Source organism: Streptomyces sp. NPDC053665 (assembly GCF_055585285.1).
Genome location: NZ_JBVJKK010000001.1, coordinates 469,522 through 483,933, shown reverse-complemented (window position 1 = coordinate 483,933; position 14,412 = coordinate 469,522). Strand labels below are relative to the sequence as shown.

The window sequence follows — 14,412 nt, the reverse complement described above, 5'->3', positions numbered from 1 at the left end:
CCGGTCGTTTCGTATGCTGAACGGCATGCGAGATCCCCATGCCGCGCGAGCGGAACTGCGCGGCGACTGCGAGCGGTGCTTCGGGCTGTGCTGCGTCGCCCTGCCCTTCGCCGCCTCGGCCGACTTCGCCGTCGACAAGGCCGCGGGCACGCCCTGCCGCAACCTCGGCGAGGACCACCGCTGCGGCATCCACGCCCGGTTGCGGCAGACGGGGTTCACCGGCTGCACGGTCTACGACTGCTTCGGCGCCGGGCAGCAGGTCTCGCAGATCACCTTCGGCGGGCGGGGGTGGCGGGCCGGGCCGCCCGAGCACGCCCGCCGCATGTTCGACGTGTTCCCGGTCGTCCGGCAGCTGCACGAACTGCTCTGGTACCTCACCGAGGCGCTCACCCTGCCCGCGGCCCGGCCGGTGCACCCCGAGGTGCGCAAGGCGCTGCGCAGGACCCGGGAACTGGCCGGCGGGAGTCCCGAGCAGCTCGCCGCGCTCGACGTGGCGGCCCACCGCCAGGAGGTCAACGTCCTGCTGCTGAGGACGAGCGAGCTGGCCCGCGCCGGGGTCAAGGGCCGCAGGAAGGACCGCCGGGGCGCGGACCTGATGGGCGCCCGCCTCAAGGGCGCCGATCTGCGCGGGGCCAGTCTGCGCGGCGCGTACCTCATCGCCGCCGACCTCACCGGGGCCGACCTCAGGGACGCCGACCTCATCGGGGCGGACCTGCGGGACGCCGACCTCACCGACGCCGATCTGACCGGGGCGTTCTTCCTCACCCAGCCCCAGCTGAACGCGGCCCGGGGGAGCGCCGGGACCCGGCTGCCCGGCTCAGTCACCCGCCCCGGGCACTGGGAGGCGCGGCGCTGAGACCCGCTCCGGCGCCGCCGCGGTGCGGCGCTGTGGACGCAGTCGCAGGCCCTCCGGCATCAGCGTCAGCCGTTCCGTCACCCGCAGCCGGTAGTCCGGCTCGGGCAGCAGCTCGTAGCGGCGCAGCAGCAGGCCCAGCACCAACGTGGCCTCGTGCAGGGCGAACTGGCGGCCGATGCACGCCCGGGCACCCGTCCCGAACGGCTTGAAGGTGTGCGGCGAGCGGGTCCGTACCGCCGTCGCCTCGAAGCGGTCCGGGTCGAAGCGGTCCGCGTCCGCGCCCCACACGTCGGGATCCCGGTGCAGCATGGGCGTCAGCACCAGCGCCCACGCCCCTTGCCGCATCGGGTGCTCCCCGGCCAGGACCGTGTCCTCGCGCGCCTCCCGCGCGAAGGCGGGCGCGGTGGGCCACAGCCGCAGTGACTCGTCCAGCACCCGGCGCAGGTAGCGCAGGCGCGCCACCTGGTCGTACGCGGGCTGCGCCGCGTCGCCCCAGACCCGGTCCACCTCGGCGCGGGCCCGGGCGGCGGCCCCCGGATTCCGGGAGAGATAGTGCAGGGCGAAGGAGAGCGCGCCGGAGGTCGTCTCGTGCCCGGCGACCAGGAAGGTGATGACCTGGCGGCGGACGTTCTGCGGGGCGAGCCGTTCACCGGTCTGCGGATGCGCCGTGTCCAGCATGCGGTCGAGGAGGTCGCCGTCCCCCGGTCCGCCCGCCCGCCGGGCCCGGATCAGCTCGTCCACCGTGTGGTCGAGGTGGGCGATGTCGGCCGCGTTGCGGCGGCTCGCGCCGCGCAGCAGCAGGGGGGCCAGCGGGAAGGGCACGGTGTTGAGCCGCTGCGCGTAGGTCAGGGTGCCGACCATCGCGGTGACGAAGGGATGCGGCCGGGAGCGCTCGAACGACCCGAAGTCGTGGCCGAAGCCGGTGCGCGCGATCGTCTCCAGCGTCAGCTTGGTCATGTCGCCCGGCACGTCCACGGTGCGGCCGGCCGCGGCCGCCCGGTCCCAGTGCTCCGTCAGCCGCCCGGCGACGGCCAGCATCATCGGGTGGTAGCCCGCCATCGCCTCGCGGGAGAACCCCGGGGCGAGCACGTCGTGCGCCAGCTGCCAGTTCGGCTCGTGGTTGTACGCCGTGAACAGCCCGTCCCCGGCGACCGGCCGCAGATTGGCGACCCCGAGCCCCACGTGCTTGGCGAACCGCGACTCGTCCGCGAGGTCGGCCGCGTGCCGGCCGCCCCAGACGAAGACGAACTCCTTGCCGAACGCCCGGCGCCGGAAGACCGGCCCGAGCCGGTGGGCGTAGCGCATCGAGTCCTGGATCGGGGTGCTCCGGTTCACGCCCAGCACGTCGCCGAGCAGCGGGACGCGGTGCGGCGGGTGCGGTATGCGGTCCAGTTCCGGCCAGTCCAGCTCGGCACTGCGGAAACCCTTGGGCCGCCGTGCCCCTTCCGGCGCCTGAGGCATGACGCGATCTCCCTTGCTCCTGCGGCCTGTTCGCCCGTGTTGTACGCGAGTTCAACAGCGCGCCTCAGTCTGGTGCCGTTGTTGAACCGGCGTCAAGTAAAGTGCGGGCATGGCCGCGAACCAGGGCGGGCGCACGCGCCGCCGGCTCAGCACGCAGGAGCGCCGGGAGCAGCTTCTGGCGGTGGGGGCGCGGCTGTTCTCGGACAGCCCGTACGACGACGTGTGGATCGAGCAGGTGGCCGAGATCGCCGGGGTCTCGCGCGGGCTGCTGTACCACTACTTCCCGACCAAGCGGGACTTCTTCGCGGCGGTCGTCGAGCGGGAGAGCGAGCGCATGCTGCGGATGACCGCGGCGGTGCCGGGCCGGCCGGTGCGCGAGCAACTCGCCGAGGGGCTCGACACGTTCCTGGAGTACGTGCGGGAGCACGCCCACGGGTACCGCGCCTTCCACCGCGCCGACGCGGCGGGTGACCAGGCGGTGCGGCGCGTCTACCGGCGGGCGCTGGCCGCGCAGGAGCGGCAGATCCTCGCCGCGCTCGCCGCCGACCCGGAGTTCGGGCCCGAGGTCGGCGTGCGGCCCGAGGTCCGCCTGGCCGTGCGCGGCTGGCTGGCCTTCACCACGGCGGTCTGCCTGGAGTGGCTGCGCGGCACGGAGGTGAGCCGGGACCAGGTCCGCGAGGTGTGCGCCCGCGCCCTGCTGGGTGTTCTCACCCCCTGACGATCCCGCCGGGACGGGCGGACCTTGTTGGCTCACGCCCTGATCTCCGATAGGTTAGGTGAGGCTTACCTAAGGAGGTCTGGAATGGGTGACGACAGGCACAGCTGGACGGCCGCTCCCTCGGCGGCGGAGCAGGCCCGCTCGGTGCTCGCCGCCGCGTGGTCCTGCTCGGTGACCGCCGAGAGCACGCGCGAGGAGCTGGTCGGGGCGCACACGGTCACGGACGACGGCCGGGTGCTCGTGGAGGTGCCGGAGGACAGCGCCCTGCTCACCGCCGCGATCTGCGCGCCCCGCGGCGAGCCGTCCGCGGTGCTGGAGTTCGCCGACGTCGCCCCCGTCCCCGTACGCACCCGCGTCCGCGCCCGGTTGTGGCTCGCCGGCTGGTTCGCCGTGGAGGAGGGCCGCCTGGCCTTCACACCGACGCGGGTGGTGCTGCGCCGGACGTCCGGGGCGGTGGTCGTGGACCTCGGCGACTTCGCCGCCGCCGCACCCGACCCGCTCACCACGGCCGAGGCCCGGCTGCTGACCCATCTCGCCGACTGCCACGCCGACGCGGTCGAACGCCTCACCCGCCTCGTCGAGCCCGACAGCCTGCACGGGGCGGTGCGCGTCCAGCCGCTAGCCGTCGACCGGCACGGACTGACCCTGCGCATCGAAAGGGCCCGCACCCACGGCGACGTCCGGCTCGCCTTCCACGCGCCCGCCGACGACGTCGCGCAGCTCACCGAGCGGATGCACGTGCTGCTCGGGCAGGCCGCCGCCGCGTCCTGCCCGCGTGCCCTACAGCGGCAGCGCGCAGACGGCGACGGCTGAGGGGAACGGTTCCCCGGCCCGGCGCAGCCCGCCGTCCTCCTCGGCCACGTGGAAGACGGTCACGGTGGAGGACTTCTGGTTCGCCGCGAACAGCAGCGTGCCCTCGGGGGAGAGGGCGATCTGCCGCGGGAACTCCCCGCCCACCGGCACCGTGTCCAGCAGCCTCAGCCGGGCGCCGTCCCCCTCGACCGCATAGCGCGTGAGGCTGTCGTCACCCCGGTTGGCGAGATAGGCGAACCGGCCGTTCGCCGTGACCAGCAGCTGCGCCGGGTAGCTGGTGCCCGGGCCGGTGCCGGTGGACTGCGCCTCGCCCACGCGCAGCCGCCCGGTGGCCGGGTCGTACGCGCACACGGCCACGGTGTTGTCCACCTCGTCGGCGAGGTAGGCGTACCGGCCGCCGGGGTGGAAGGTCAGATGCCGCGGGCCGGCGCCCGGCCGGGTCCGGGCCCGGGAGACCTCGGCGAGCGTGCCCGCCCGCTCGTCGAGTCGGTAGGTGTACACGGTGTCGGTGCCGAGGTCGACGGCGAGGACATGGCCGCCGTCCGGGCTCGTGACGATCTGGTGGGCGTGCGGGCCGTCCTGGCCGGGGCCGGGCGGCGGGCTCGCATGGGTCACCAGATCGGTGCGCTCACCGAGGGACCCCGACGGGTCGATCGGGTGGACGGCCACGCTGCCCGAGCCGTAGTTCGCGCTCAGCAGCCAGCGGCCCGAGGGGTGCACCGACAGATGGCAGGGGGCCGCGCCGCCGGTGCTCCGGCTGCCCAGGACCTTGTGGTCGGCCAGCCGGACGGCGGTCACGGCGCCGTCCTCCCGCTCGTTCACCGCGTACAGCGTGCGCCGGTCCGGATGGAGCGCCAAGTAGGACGGGTCGCCCACGTTCTCGACGGTGCCGTTGCCGGTGATCCGCCCGGTCGACGGGTCGTACGCCGCCAGGGCGATCCCCTTGCCGCCGCCCTCGGCGGAGGTGTACGTGCCGATCAGGAGCGGCCGGGGGCCGGAGGGGCGCCGGGCCTCCCGGGACGGGCTCGCGCTCGCGTCCCGGTCGCCGGCGTCCGCGGCCGGGGACCGCGCCCCGCCGTCACAGGACGGCAGGACCGCCGCGGCGGCCGCCCCCGCCAGCGCTCCGGCGAACCGGCGCCTGCTCCAGCCACCACTGCCCATGTCGCCCCTCGACTCGTCCGCCACCGCCGTCGCGAGAGCCACCCTCGCGCGGAACGCACGCCGGGTGCAACAACGCCGGGCGGCGCGGCTCGGGCAGGGCCGGGCCCCGGCAGGCCCGGATCGCCGCACGGCCACACGCCGGCCACTCCCGGGTTGGCGGGCCGTGACGACCGGGTTCCCGGCCCGGTCAGACCGCGTGCCCCTGCGACCGCAGCCAGCGGTGGACCGTGTCCTTGTCGGCCGGGGTGATCCGGACGTCGCCTTCGACGTCCGGGCCCTCGTCCTCGTTGAACGCCGTGTCCGTGACCCGTGCGGTCACCCACGTCGCCAGGTCCTGTGCGGCCGGTTCGGGGAGGGAGCCCTGTTCCCAGCCGGCACGGGCCCTGCCGGCGGCGTCTTGGTCGTGGTGTTCGGTCTCGGCCAGCCATGCCCGCACCAGCCGCTCGACTGTCCCGCTCTGCTGGTCGTCGATCTGCTGCCTGTCGTTGTCGTCCATGCCGTGCCGAGTGCCCGCCTCCGCTGCCGCCTCCCCTGTGCACTCCGGATGTTTCCCGCCGCGGCACACCGCCGAGGCGACCGGGCACGGCCCACCTCCCTAGCCCGCCGCCGTGAGCCCCGCCCCGCCGGCACCCGCACCCCCCTTCACCACTCGCCGTCGGAGACCGGTCTGCCGGGGGCGTCCTTGAGGGGGTGGGTCTGGCCCGGTGTGGGCTGCTGCCAGGGCTCGTGGTCGTTGCCCAGCCAGTCGCCGACCGGCTTGACGGCGTGGAGCGTGTCCGTGGGGGCCAGGTCCTGCGCGTCCTCGTCGTAGTAGTCGAACCAGGGCAGGCCCGCCCGGGTGTACGCGGCCCGGTCGACCGGGGACGGGGGTGCGGGCTCACCTGTGATGCGGCGCCACTCCGGCGGCGTCACCAGGTGCACGAACACCCGGCCCGCGGGCCGCGGCGCCCAGTGCGACAGCGGCCGCTCGTCCTGGTACACCTCCTGCCGCATGGAACCCCCGACGCCCAGCCCCATGGCGGCCGCACGCGGCGGGCCCGCGGGGGCTCCGGCCGCGGGAGCCGCCCCCGGCGCGGGCGGTGCCGCCATCGGCATCGGCACACCGTGGACCCCGCCCGCGGGCGGGGCCGACACCGGCATCGCCGCACCGAAGCCGCTGCTCCCGGGCGGCGCCGCCGGCGGCATCGCGGCGCCGTACGCGCCCGGAGGCGGCCACGGCGTCCGCTCCCGCCGGCGACGCTCGGCCTCACGCCAGCGCGCCAGCTCCGCGTCGTCCAGCGGGAAGGACTGAAGCTGCACCCCGCCCCACACCTCCTCGCCCGTGACCTGCCCCTCGACCGTGGCGCCCAGGCCGAGCGGGACGGCCACGAACTGACGCACCGTGCCCGTGCCGGAGTTGATGCCGTCCAGCCAGGGCTGGCGGGGCAGCACCACGTAGTTCTGCGGGTCGCGGGCCAGCTCGTCGCTCCAGGGCCGCCCCGAGACCGCGCACACCTTGCCGACGCCCACCTGGAGCGCGGCCGGCTCCGGGGTGCCGGCGAAACTCAGCCACATCGCCTCGCGCAGATACACCGGCAGCATCACACCGCCGCGCGCCCGCATCGCCTCGGGCACCCGGTCGCCGTAGTCCGCGACCCGCCGGACCGGGAACTCGCCCAGCCCCGGCGGCAGCGGATGCGTGCCGGTCTCCGGAAGGCGCAGGGTGCGGATGAACCGCACCAGCGCACCTCCCGGCAGATGCAGCGTGTTCCCGTCGATCCGCACGCTCGAGTCGGCCATCGGCCCGCCCCCTCCTCCGTGGTGCCGGCGTCGGGCCGGCATCTCGTCAGCGAGAACGCTCGTGGAACCCGGCGCGGTTCCGCCACATCTGCTCCGTGACGCCCAGGCGTTCCCGCAACCGCGTCAGACGAGGCATCCGCGCGCGCTGCTCCGTCGACACCCGGTCCAGTTCCTCGAACAGACGCCGGGTGCGGTGCTCGGTGTCCAGCTCGTCGAGGATCCGGTTGATCTCCGTGAGCACGGCCCCGAGCAGCTGCCAGTGACCGGCGTCGCGGTCGGCGTCCTCGCGCAGCAGCTTGGCCAGCTTGTCGCGGGTGGCCGCCGCGGTGCGCAGCTCGGAGGCGAGACGTTCCTCCGCCGACTCGGCGCTCGCGCTGAGGTGGGTGGTCACCAGCACCGAGAAGCTGACCACGGCGTCGGCGATCTCGGACAGCAACTGCTGCAGCACCGCTCCCGTCTCGGGTTCGAGCAGCGGCTCCGGTTGCCGCACCTTCGTCAGGTCGGTGAGGGAACGGGCGAGCACCCGCAGGACGACCGTGCAGATCTCCAGCGTGTCCAGGCCGGTGCGCAGCACCACCCGGTGCAGCGTCCCCTCCCGCACCCTCGGGTTGAGCCGCAGGCTGTCCTCCGCCTGCCGCAGCGCCGCGTCGACCTCGGAGATGTCGTGGTCCAGCTGCCGTGCCTCGTACAGCCGCTCCTCCGCCCGGTCCACGGGCGTGCCGCCCGCGGCCTCCTCGCCCATGCGGAGCATCAGCTGCCGCAGCCGGCGCGCCAGGTCGTCGATCGACTCACCGGCCTCCTCCACCCACACGGGCGGGGCCAGCAGCAGGTTGCAGGCGAGCCCGACACTCGCGCCGATCAGGGTCTCCACCACCCGCGCCCAGGCGGTGTCACCCACGGTGGTGACGCCGAGGACGAGCATGGCGCTGATCGCCACCTCGGGGACGTACTCCTCCACCCGGACCAGCCGCCCCACGGCCAGCGAGGCCACGAGGAGCAGGGCGAGGCTCCACCACGTCAGGCCCACCAGGAGGCTGAACGCGATGGCGACGAGCACCCCGGTCACCACGGCGTTCACCCGCCGGAAGCCGTTGGTGAGGGTGGCGTACAGGGTCACCTGCACGACCAGCAGGGCCGTCAGGGGAGCGGTGAGCGGCGCCGCCTCGGGGCTCAGTCTGAGCGCGATGACGTACGCGATCGTCGCCGCGGTCGCGGACCGGAGCGTCTGGACCACCACGGGGTCCCGGCGCTTCCTCACGATCCGCGTGGCGCGTGCCGTCCAGTCCCGTACTGCCTCTCGCATGCTCGGGCTGCTCCCCTTCCCCTGGTGTCCTGAAGTCGTCCATGAAGGACGTTAGTGCCGGGGGAAACCGCGGGCGACCGAGGAGGGTCAGCCGTGGACCTTGTCGAGGAAGGCGGCGAGATGACCCATGGTCCGCTCGATCTGCTCCTCCAGGGTCAGGCTCTCCTCGAACCGCGCCCCGGTCTCCGGCACCTTCCTGCCCCGCAAGTAGAGGGAACACGCCAGGTCGGTGCACATGTAGGCCCCCACCGAGTTCCCCTCGCGGCCCGCCGCACCCGCCTTGCGCGCCGTCATCAGCGACACACCGCCGCGCGGATGGGTCGTCAGGCACAGCGAGCACATGCTGCGGTGCAGGAACCCGCGCTGCGCGGGCTGGAACCGCATCGCCACCCCCACCGTTCGCCCCCCGCGTTCGGTGACCAGATAACTGCGGTCGGGCGCGCCCGGGTCCCGCCAGCCCAGGAAGTCGAGGTCCTCCCAGGGGCGCTCGGCGAGGTCCCGGGGCACGGCGAGCCGCTTCGCCTCGCCCTTCGAGCAGTTGATGAACGAGCTGCGGATGTCCTGCTCGGTGAGTGGTCGCACGGAGGGCTCCTGAGAATCGCGCTGCGTCAACCTAGGGGTCCTAGGTTTTGGTTCGGCGGCCAGGGTAGGCACCGGCCGCGCGCGGGGGCCAGCGGATTTCGCCCTACCGCGTCCCCGCCGCCTCCGGTGGCCACACCCCCGGCCGGAGCACCCCCAGGGCGTAGGCCCGGGCCACCAGCTCCGTGCGGGTGGCCGCGTGCCAGCGGGACGACAGCCGGCGCAGGTGGTACGTCACCCCGTCCACGGTCAGACCGGTCTCCCGGGCCGCCCGGGCGGTGGTGGCGCCGCCGGCCAGGAGGGCCAGCACCCGCCCCTCGGTGGGGGAGACCCGGGCCCCCTCCGCGGCCGGGGAGGAGGCGGAGGGCGGGCGCCGGCCGTCGGTCCCGGCCAGGGGCTCGCGCCGGCCGTCGCTCCTGGGAAGGGGCTCGCTCCGGCCGTCGGTCCTGGGAAGGGGCTTACGCCGGCCGTCGGTCCCGGCAGGGGGCTCGCGTCGGCCGTCATGGCCGGCCAGGGGCTCGCGCCGGGTGTCGGCCCGCAGCATCACCAGCAGGGCCGGGGTGTCCTCCACCGTGTCGCTCACCGGGTCCGCCGTCAGCTCGCCGTACCGCTCCGCCCCGTCCGGGGCCTGCCAGCACACCGACACCTGGTAGCGGGAGCGGTGCCGCAACCGCAGCGCCTCGGCGATCCGCTCCACCTGCGTGGCCTCCCGCGGGCGGAACAGCTCCAGCACGTCGCGGCCGCGCAGCCGCCCCGGCGTCGTCCCGCACTCGGCCGCCATCGCCGGGTTCGCCAGCAGGACCGCCCCGTACACGTCGCACACCGCGACCGGCATCGCGACCCGGTCGAACAGGAGCAGCGCGCGGTTGCGCCACGTCACCGCCTCGAACCGGGCCGGGTCCACACGCCTCTCCTGCCACGCCGGGCCGCTCCGCGCAAGAGCGGCGCATCCGCCGGCCACTACAGAATCATGCAGTGCCGCGCACCCGCCCGCCGGGTCCCGTGGATCACGCTGGACGGCAGTACGTCCGTACCGCGAAAGGCAGTTGCCGCGTCATGCGCCCCACCGCACCGACCTCCCCCACCACCGCCCCCTTCCCCGGCGTCCCCGTAGCCGACATCTCCGCCACCGGCCCCGGCGGCGCGCCCGTCCAGCAGGCCATGGACCTCATGCGCAGGCACGGGCCCGTGTTCGTGCGGCGGCTGCACGGGCGGGACACGCTGTTCGTGGGGGACGCGGACCTCGTGGCCGAGCTCGCCGACGAGGAGCGGTTCGCCAAGCACGTCGGCCCCGGGCTGGAGAACGTGCGCGCGTTCGCCGCCGACGGCCTGTTCACCGCCTACAACGACGAGCCCAACTGGGCCAAGGCCCACGACATCCTCATGCCCGCCTTCGCCCTCGGCTCGATGCGCGCCTACCACCCCGTGATGCTGACGGTGGCCCGCCGGCTCATCGCGTCCTGGGACCGCGACGCGCGCGCCGGCCGGCCGGTGAACGTGCCCGACGACATGACCCGCATGACGCTCGACACCATCGGCCTCGCCGGTTTCGGCTACGACTTCGGCTCCTTCGAGCGGGACGAGCCGCACCCCTTCGTCGCGTCGATGGTGCGCTGCCTGGAGTGGAGCATGACGCGCCTGGCCCGGACGCCCGGCGGGGACCACGCGGCCGAGGACACGGCCTTCCGCGAGGACGCCGCCCACCTCGCCCGGGTCGTCGACGACGTCATCGCCGCCCGCACCGGCGGCGGCGCGGGCGGTGGCGACGACCTCCTCGGCCTGATGCTCACCGCCGAGCACCCGGCCGACGGCACCACGCTGGACACCGCCAACATCCGCAACCAGGTCATCACGTTCCTGATCGCCGGGCACGAGACCACCTCCGGCGCCATGTCCTTCGCGCTGTACCACCTCGCCAAGCACCCCGCCGCGCTCCAGCTCGTGCAGCGCGAGGCCGACGCGCTGTGGGGCGACCGGGCGGACCCCGAGCCGACGTTCGACGAGGTCGGCAGGCTGACCTACACCCGGCAGGTCCTCAACGAGGCACTGCGGCTGTGGCCGACGGCCGCCGTCTTCGGCCGCGAGGCCCGCGCGGACACGCTGCTCGGCGGCCGCATCCCGCTGCGCGCCGGGCAGGCCGCCCTGGTGCTCACGCCGATGCTGCACCGCATGCCCGTGTGGGGCGACAACCCCGAGCTGTTCGACCCCTCCCGCTTCACGCCCGAGGCGGAGGAACGGCGGCCGGTGCACGCCTTCAAGCCGTTCGGCACCGGGGAACGCGCCTGCATCGGGCGGCAGTTCGCCCTGCACGAGGCGACCATGCTGCTGGCCATGCTCGTCCACCGCTACCGGCTGCACGACCACGCCGGATACCGGCTCACCGTCAAGGAGACCCTCACCCTCAAGCCCGAGGGCTTCACCCTGACCCTCACCCCGCGCACATCCGCCGACCGCGTCCACCCGCCGCTGCCCGGAGCCGCCCCCGCCCTCCCGACCGAGAGCGGCCGGTCGCGGCACCTGCCCGCGCGGGTCCGCCCCGGCACCTCCGCCCTGTTCCTGCACGGCAGCAACTACGGCACCTGCCGGGACCTCGCCGCCCGACTGGCCGACGAGGCCGCCGAACTCGGCTGCGCCACCGAGGTCGCCCCGCTGGACGCCTACGCCGACGGCCTGCCCACCGACCGCCCCGTCGTCATCACGGCCGCCTCCTACAACGGCAGGCCCACCGACGACGCCGCGGCCTTCGCGGCCCGCCTGGAGGACGAGCGCGACCTGGCCGGCGTGACGTACGCCGTCCTCGGCGTCGGCGACCGCACCTGGGCCGCCACCTACCAGCACGTCCCCACCCGGATCGACGAGCGGCTGGCGCGGTCCGGCGCCACGCGGCTGCTGGAGCGCGCCGCCGCCGACGCCTCGGGCGACCTCGCCGGAAGCGTGCGCGCCTTCACCGCGTCCCTGCGCACGGCCCTGCTGGAACGCCACGGCGACCCGGACGCCACCACGCCCGGCGCGGGCGAGCCCGGCACCGCCTACGAGGTCCGCACCCTCACCGGCGGCCCCCTGGACGCCCTCGCCGAACGGCACGGGCTCCAGCCCCTGCGCGTCACCGAGGCGTACGACCTCACCGCGCCCGGCCATCCGCGCCGCAAGCGGTTCGTCCGCCTCGCCCTGCCCGAGGGCGTCACCTACCGCACGGCCGACCACCTCGGCGTCCTGCCCGCCAACGACCCGGACCTCGTCACCCGCGCGGCCGCCGCCCTCGGCGCCGACCTCGGCACCGTCCTGGACATCCGCCCGGCCCGCCCGCGGCGCGACGGCATCGCCGTGGACCGGCCGGTGACGGTACGCCAGCTCCTCACCCACCACGTCGAGCTCCAGGAACGCCCGAGCTCCTCCCAGCTGGCCGCGCTCGCCGCCGCCAACCCGTGCCCGCCCGAGCGCGCGGCCCTGGCCGCCCTCACCGGCGACCCCCGCACGCTGGTGGAGATCCTGGAGGACCACCCGGCCCTGCGCGGCGCCCTGGACTGGCCGCGACTGCTGGACCTGCTCACCCCGCTGCGCCCGCGCCACTACTCCATCTCCTCCTCGCCCGCGGCCGACCCCCGCCACGTCGACCTGATGGTCTCGCTGCTCGAGGCGCCCGCCCGCTCCGGCCGGGGGGTGTACCGGGGCACCGGCTCGGGCCACCTCGCCGCCGTGGCCCCCGGTGACACGGTGTACGCGCGCGTGCAGCCGTGCCGGGAGGACTTCCGCATCGACGCCACCGCGGACGGACCGGTCGTCATGGTCGCCGCGGGTACGGGCCTCGCCCCGTTCCGCGGTGTGGTCGCCGACCGGGCGGCGGCTGCGGCGTCGGGCGCCCGACTCGCGCCCGCGCTGTGCTACTTCGGCTGCGACGCCCCCGGTGCCGACTTCCTGCACGCCGGGGAACTGCGCGCCGCTGAGGCCGCCGGGGCCGTCTCGCTGCGGCCCGCCTTCAGCGAGGAACCCGAGGGCGAGGTGCGGTTCGTGCAGCACCGGATCGCCGCCGAGGCCGAGGAGGTCTGGGCCTTGCTGGACGCCGGGGCGCGGGTGTACGTCTGCGGGGACGGCTCGCGCATGGCGCCCGGGGTGCGGGAGGCGTTCCGTACGCTGTTCGCCGAGCGCACCCCGGATGCCGACGCGGCGGCCGCCGGGCAGTGGCTCGACGGGCTGATCGCGGACGGGCGGTACGTGGAGGACGTGTACGCGGCCGGCTGACCGGCCGGCCGGGGCGGTACCGGGCCGCATCGGACGGCCCGGGGCGCCCCGTCGGTTCGCTCACATCATGAAATAAGGGTTGGAGGAATGTCGCGCCGGGCTCGCGCCGACGGTATGTTGCAGGTCGGACCGGGGATGTGGAGGGAACCGCATGGCGGGGCGGAACGGGCGCACGGTGCGCGATCTCAGGCGGGCCAACCGCACGGCCGTGCTGCAGCGGCTCTACTTCGACGGACCGCTCAGCCGCTTCGAACTCGGCCCGGCCACCGGCCTGAGTTCCGGCTCCGTCAGCAACGTCGTCGCCGACCTGGTCGCCGACGGACTGGTCGAGGAGGCCGGCAGCGTCGACTCCGACGGCGGCCGCCCCCGCACCCTGCTGCGCGTCGCCCCCGGCAGCGGCCACATGATCGGCGTCGACGTCGGCGAGACCCGCGTCCGCGTCGAGCTGTTCGACCTCACGCTCACCGAACTCGCCCGCGCCGAACGCCCCCTGACCCCCCAGCGCTACGAGGTCGAGGTCATCGTCGACCACATCCGCCACGGCATCGCCGAGGTGCTCGACGCGGCGGGGCTGGCGCCCGAGCGGCTCCTCGGCGTCGGCATCGGCGTCCCCGGCATCGTCGAGCGCACCTCCGAGCGTGGCGCCGTCGTGCACGGGCAGACCATCGGCTGGGACGCCGTCGAGCTGGAGGCGCTGCTGCGCACCGGCTCCCCGCTGCCGGACACCGTCCCGTACTTCACCGACAACGGCGCCAAGACGCTCGGCCAGGCCGAGATGTGGTTCGGTGCGGGGCGCGGCGCCCGCAACGCCGTCGTGGTCCTGTTCGGCTCGGGCGTCGGCGCGAGCCTCGTCACCCCGGACGTGGAGCAGGGCCGGGCCGTGGAGTGGGGGCACCTGACGGTGCGCGTGCGCGGCCGCCGCTGCCGGTGCGGGTCGCTCGGCTGCCTGGAGGCGTACGCGGGCGCCGAGTCGCTGCTCGCCCGCTGGCGTGAGGAGGGCGGCCCGGCCCCGGACGGCACCGACGAGGAGACCGCCCTCACGGCGATGCTCGCCGCCGCCTACCCGCCCGCGGGGGAGGAGGCCGACCCGGTCGCCCTCGCCGTGCTGGAGGAGACCGCCGAGTACCTGGGCGCCGGCCTGTCCGACCTGATCAACCTCTTCCAGCCCGAGCGCATCCTCATCGGCGGCTGGGCGGGCCTGGCGCTCGGCTCCCGCTTCCTGCCCGCGGTACGCCGCCACGCCGTGTCCTACGCCCTGCGCCACCCGGCCGGGAAGGTGACCGTCGAGCTCGGCCGGCTCGGGCCCGACGCGGTCACGGTCGGCGCCGCCATCCTGCCGCTCGCCGACTTCTTCGCCCGCGGCGGGAGGCGTCCCGACCCCGAACCGGAGAACCCGCTCCCGGCCTGGCGTACGGCGCTGCAGGAACGGGCGCCGCGCTGAACGTCCGGCACCGGGGACGCGGGCGCCCGCGCCGAGGTTGCGCGGCGCGGCGCGGGGTACTC

At 75.2% G+C, this 14,412-nt stretch carries 12 protein-coding genes; 5 read left to right on the top strand and 7 right to left on the bottom strand.

Annotated elements, in window-relative coordinates; translation table 11 throughout:
- The first annotated feature begins 13 nt into the window (after positions 1-13).
- Positions 14-856, top strand: coding sequence for a pentapeptide repeat-containing protein (locus ACZ6ZN_RS02055; protein WP_469642376.1), 843 nt, complete (start codon positions 14-16; stop codon positions 854-856).
- Here the strand turns inward: ACZ6ZN_RS02055 and ACZ6ZN_RS02050 are convergent.
- Positions 818-2,317 (bottom strand): cytochrome P450, encoded by a 1,500-nt coding sequence (locus tag ACZ6ZN_RS02050; RefSeq protein ID WP_469642374.1) that lies wholly within the window; start codon positions 2,315-2,317, stop codon positions 818-820. The two genes, ACZ6ZN_RS02055 and ACZ6ZN_RS02050, sit on opposite strands and share 39 nt — an antisense overlap.
- Positions 2,318-2,426: 109 nt before the next feature.
- On the opposite strand from ACZ6ZN_RS02050, the gene ACZ6ZN_RS02045 reads away from it, so the two are divergent.
- The gene (locus ACZ6ZN_RS02045) at positions 2,427-3,035 is read left to right on the top strand and encodes a TetR/AcrR family transcriptional regulator (protein WP_451877617.1); all 609 of its coding nucleotides are present in this window, start codon (positions 2,427-2,429) and stop codon (positions 3,033-3,035) included.
- Positions 3,036-3,119: 84 nt separating this feature from the next.
- The gene (locus tag ACZ6ZN_RS02040; RefSeq protein ID WP_469642372.1) at positions 3,120-3,848 is read left to right on the top strand and encodes a DUF2470 domain-containing protein; all 729 of its coding nucleotides are present in this window, start codon (positions 3,120-3,122) and stop codon (positions 3,846-3,848) included.
- Here ACZ6ZN_RS02040 and ACZ6ZN_RS02035 read toward each other — a convergent pair.
- The 6 genes from ACZ6ZN_RS02035 to ACZ6ZN_RS02010 all read right to left on the bottom strand — a co-directional run bounded on the left by ACZ6ZN_RS02035 (position 3,816) and on the right by ACZ6ZN_RS02010 (position 9,574).
- Positions 3,816-5,009: a lactonase family protein gene (locus ACZ6ZN_RS02035; RefSeq protein WP_469643923.1), complete on the bottom strand. Its 1,194-nt coding sequence runs from the start codon at positions 5,007-5,009 to the stop codon at positions 3,816-3,818. The genes ACZ6ZN_RS02040 and ACZ6ZN_RS02035 overlap by 33 nt on opposite strands.
- A 187-nt stretch (positions 5,010-5,196) precedes the next feature.
- Positions 5,197-5,505, bottom strand: a complete 309-nt coding sequence (locus tag ACZ6ZN_RS02030; RefSeq protein WP_469642370.1) for a hypothetical protein — start codon at positions 5,503-5,505, stop codon at positions 5,197-5,199.
- Between the two features lie 146 nt (positions 5,506-5,651).
- Positions 5,652-6,788: a hypothetical protein gene (locus tag ACZ6ZN_RS02025; RefSeq protein ID WP_469642367.1), complete on the bottom strand. Its 1,137-nt coding sequence runs from the start codon at positions 6,786-6,788 to the stop codon at positions 5,652-5,654.
- Positions 6,789-6,834: 46 nt separating this feature from the next.
- Positions 6,835-8,091, bottom strand: a complete 1,257-nt coding sequence (locus ACZ6ZN_RS02020) for an FUSC family protein (protein ID WP_398107545.1) — start codon at positions 8,089-8,091, stop codon at positions 6,835-6,837.
- Between the two features lie 87 nt (positions 8,092-8,178).
- Complete coding sequence (locus tag ACZ6ZN_RS02015) at positions 8,179-8,673, bottom strand: FBP domain-containing protein (RefSeq protein WP_469642365.1); 495 nt, start codon at positions 8,671-8,673, stop codon at positions 8,179-8,181.
- A 103-nt stretch (positions 8,674-8,776) separates the two neighbouring features.
- Complete coding sequence (locus ACZ6ZN_RS02010; protein ID WP_469642363.1) at positions 8,777-9,574, bottom strand: PAS domain S-box protein; 798 nt, start codon at positions 9,572-9,574, stop codon at positions 8,777-8,779.
- Between the two features lie 152 nt (positions 9,575-9,726).
- Here ACZ6ZN_RS02010 and ACZ6ZN_RS02005 point away from each other — a divergent pair, with 152 nt between their 5' ends.
- Both ACZ6ZN_RS02005 and ACZ6ZN_RS02000 read left to right on the top strand, forming a co-directional pair.
- Complete coding sequence (locus ACZ6ZN_RS02005; RefSeq protein WP_469642361.1) at positions 9,727-12,909, top strand: cytochrome P450; 3,183 nt, start codon at positions 9,727-9,729, stop codon at positions 12,907-12,909.
- A gap of 151 nt (positions 12,910-13,060) precedes the next feature.
- Positions 13,061-14,350, top strand: a complete 1,290-nt coding sequence (locus ACZ6ZN_RS02000; protein ID WP_469642358.1) for an ROK family protein — start codon at positions 13,061-13,063, stop codon at positions 14,348-14,350.
- Positions 14,351-14,412 lie beyond the last annotated feature (62 nt).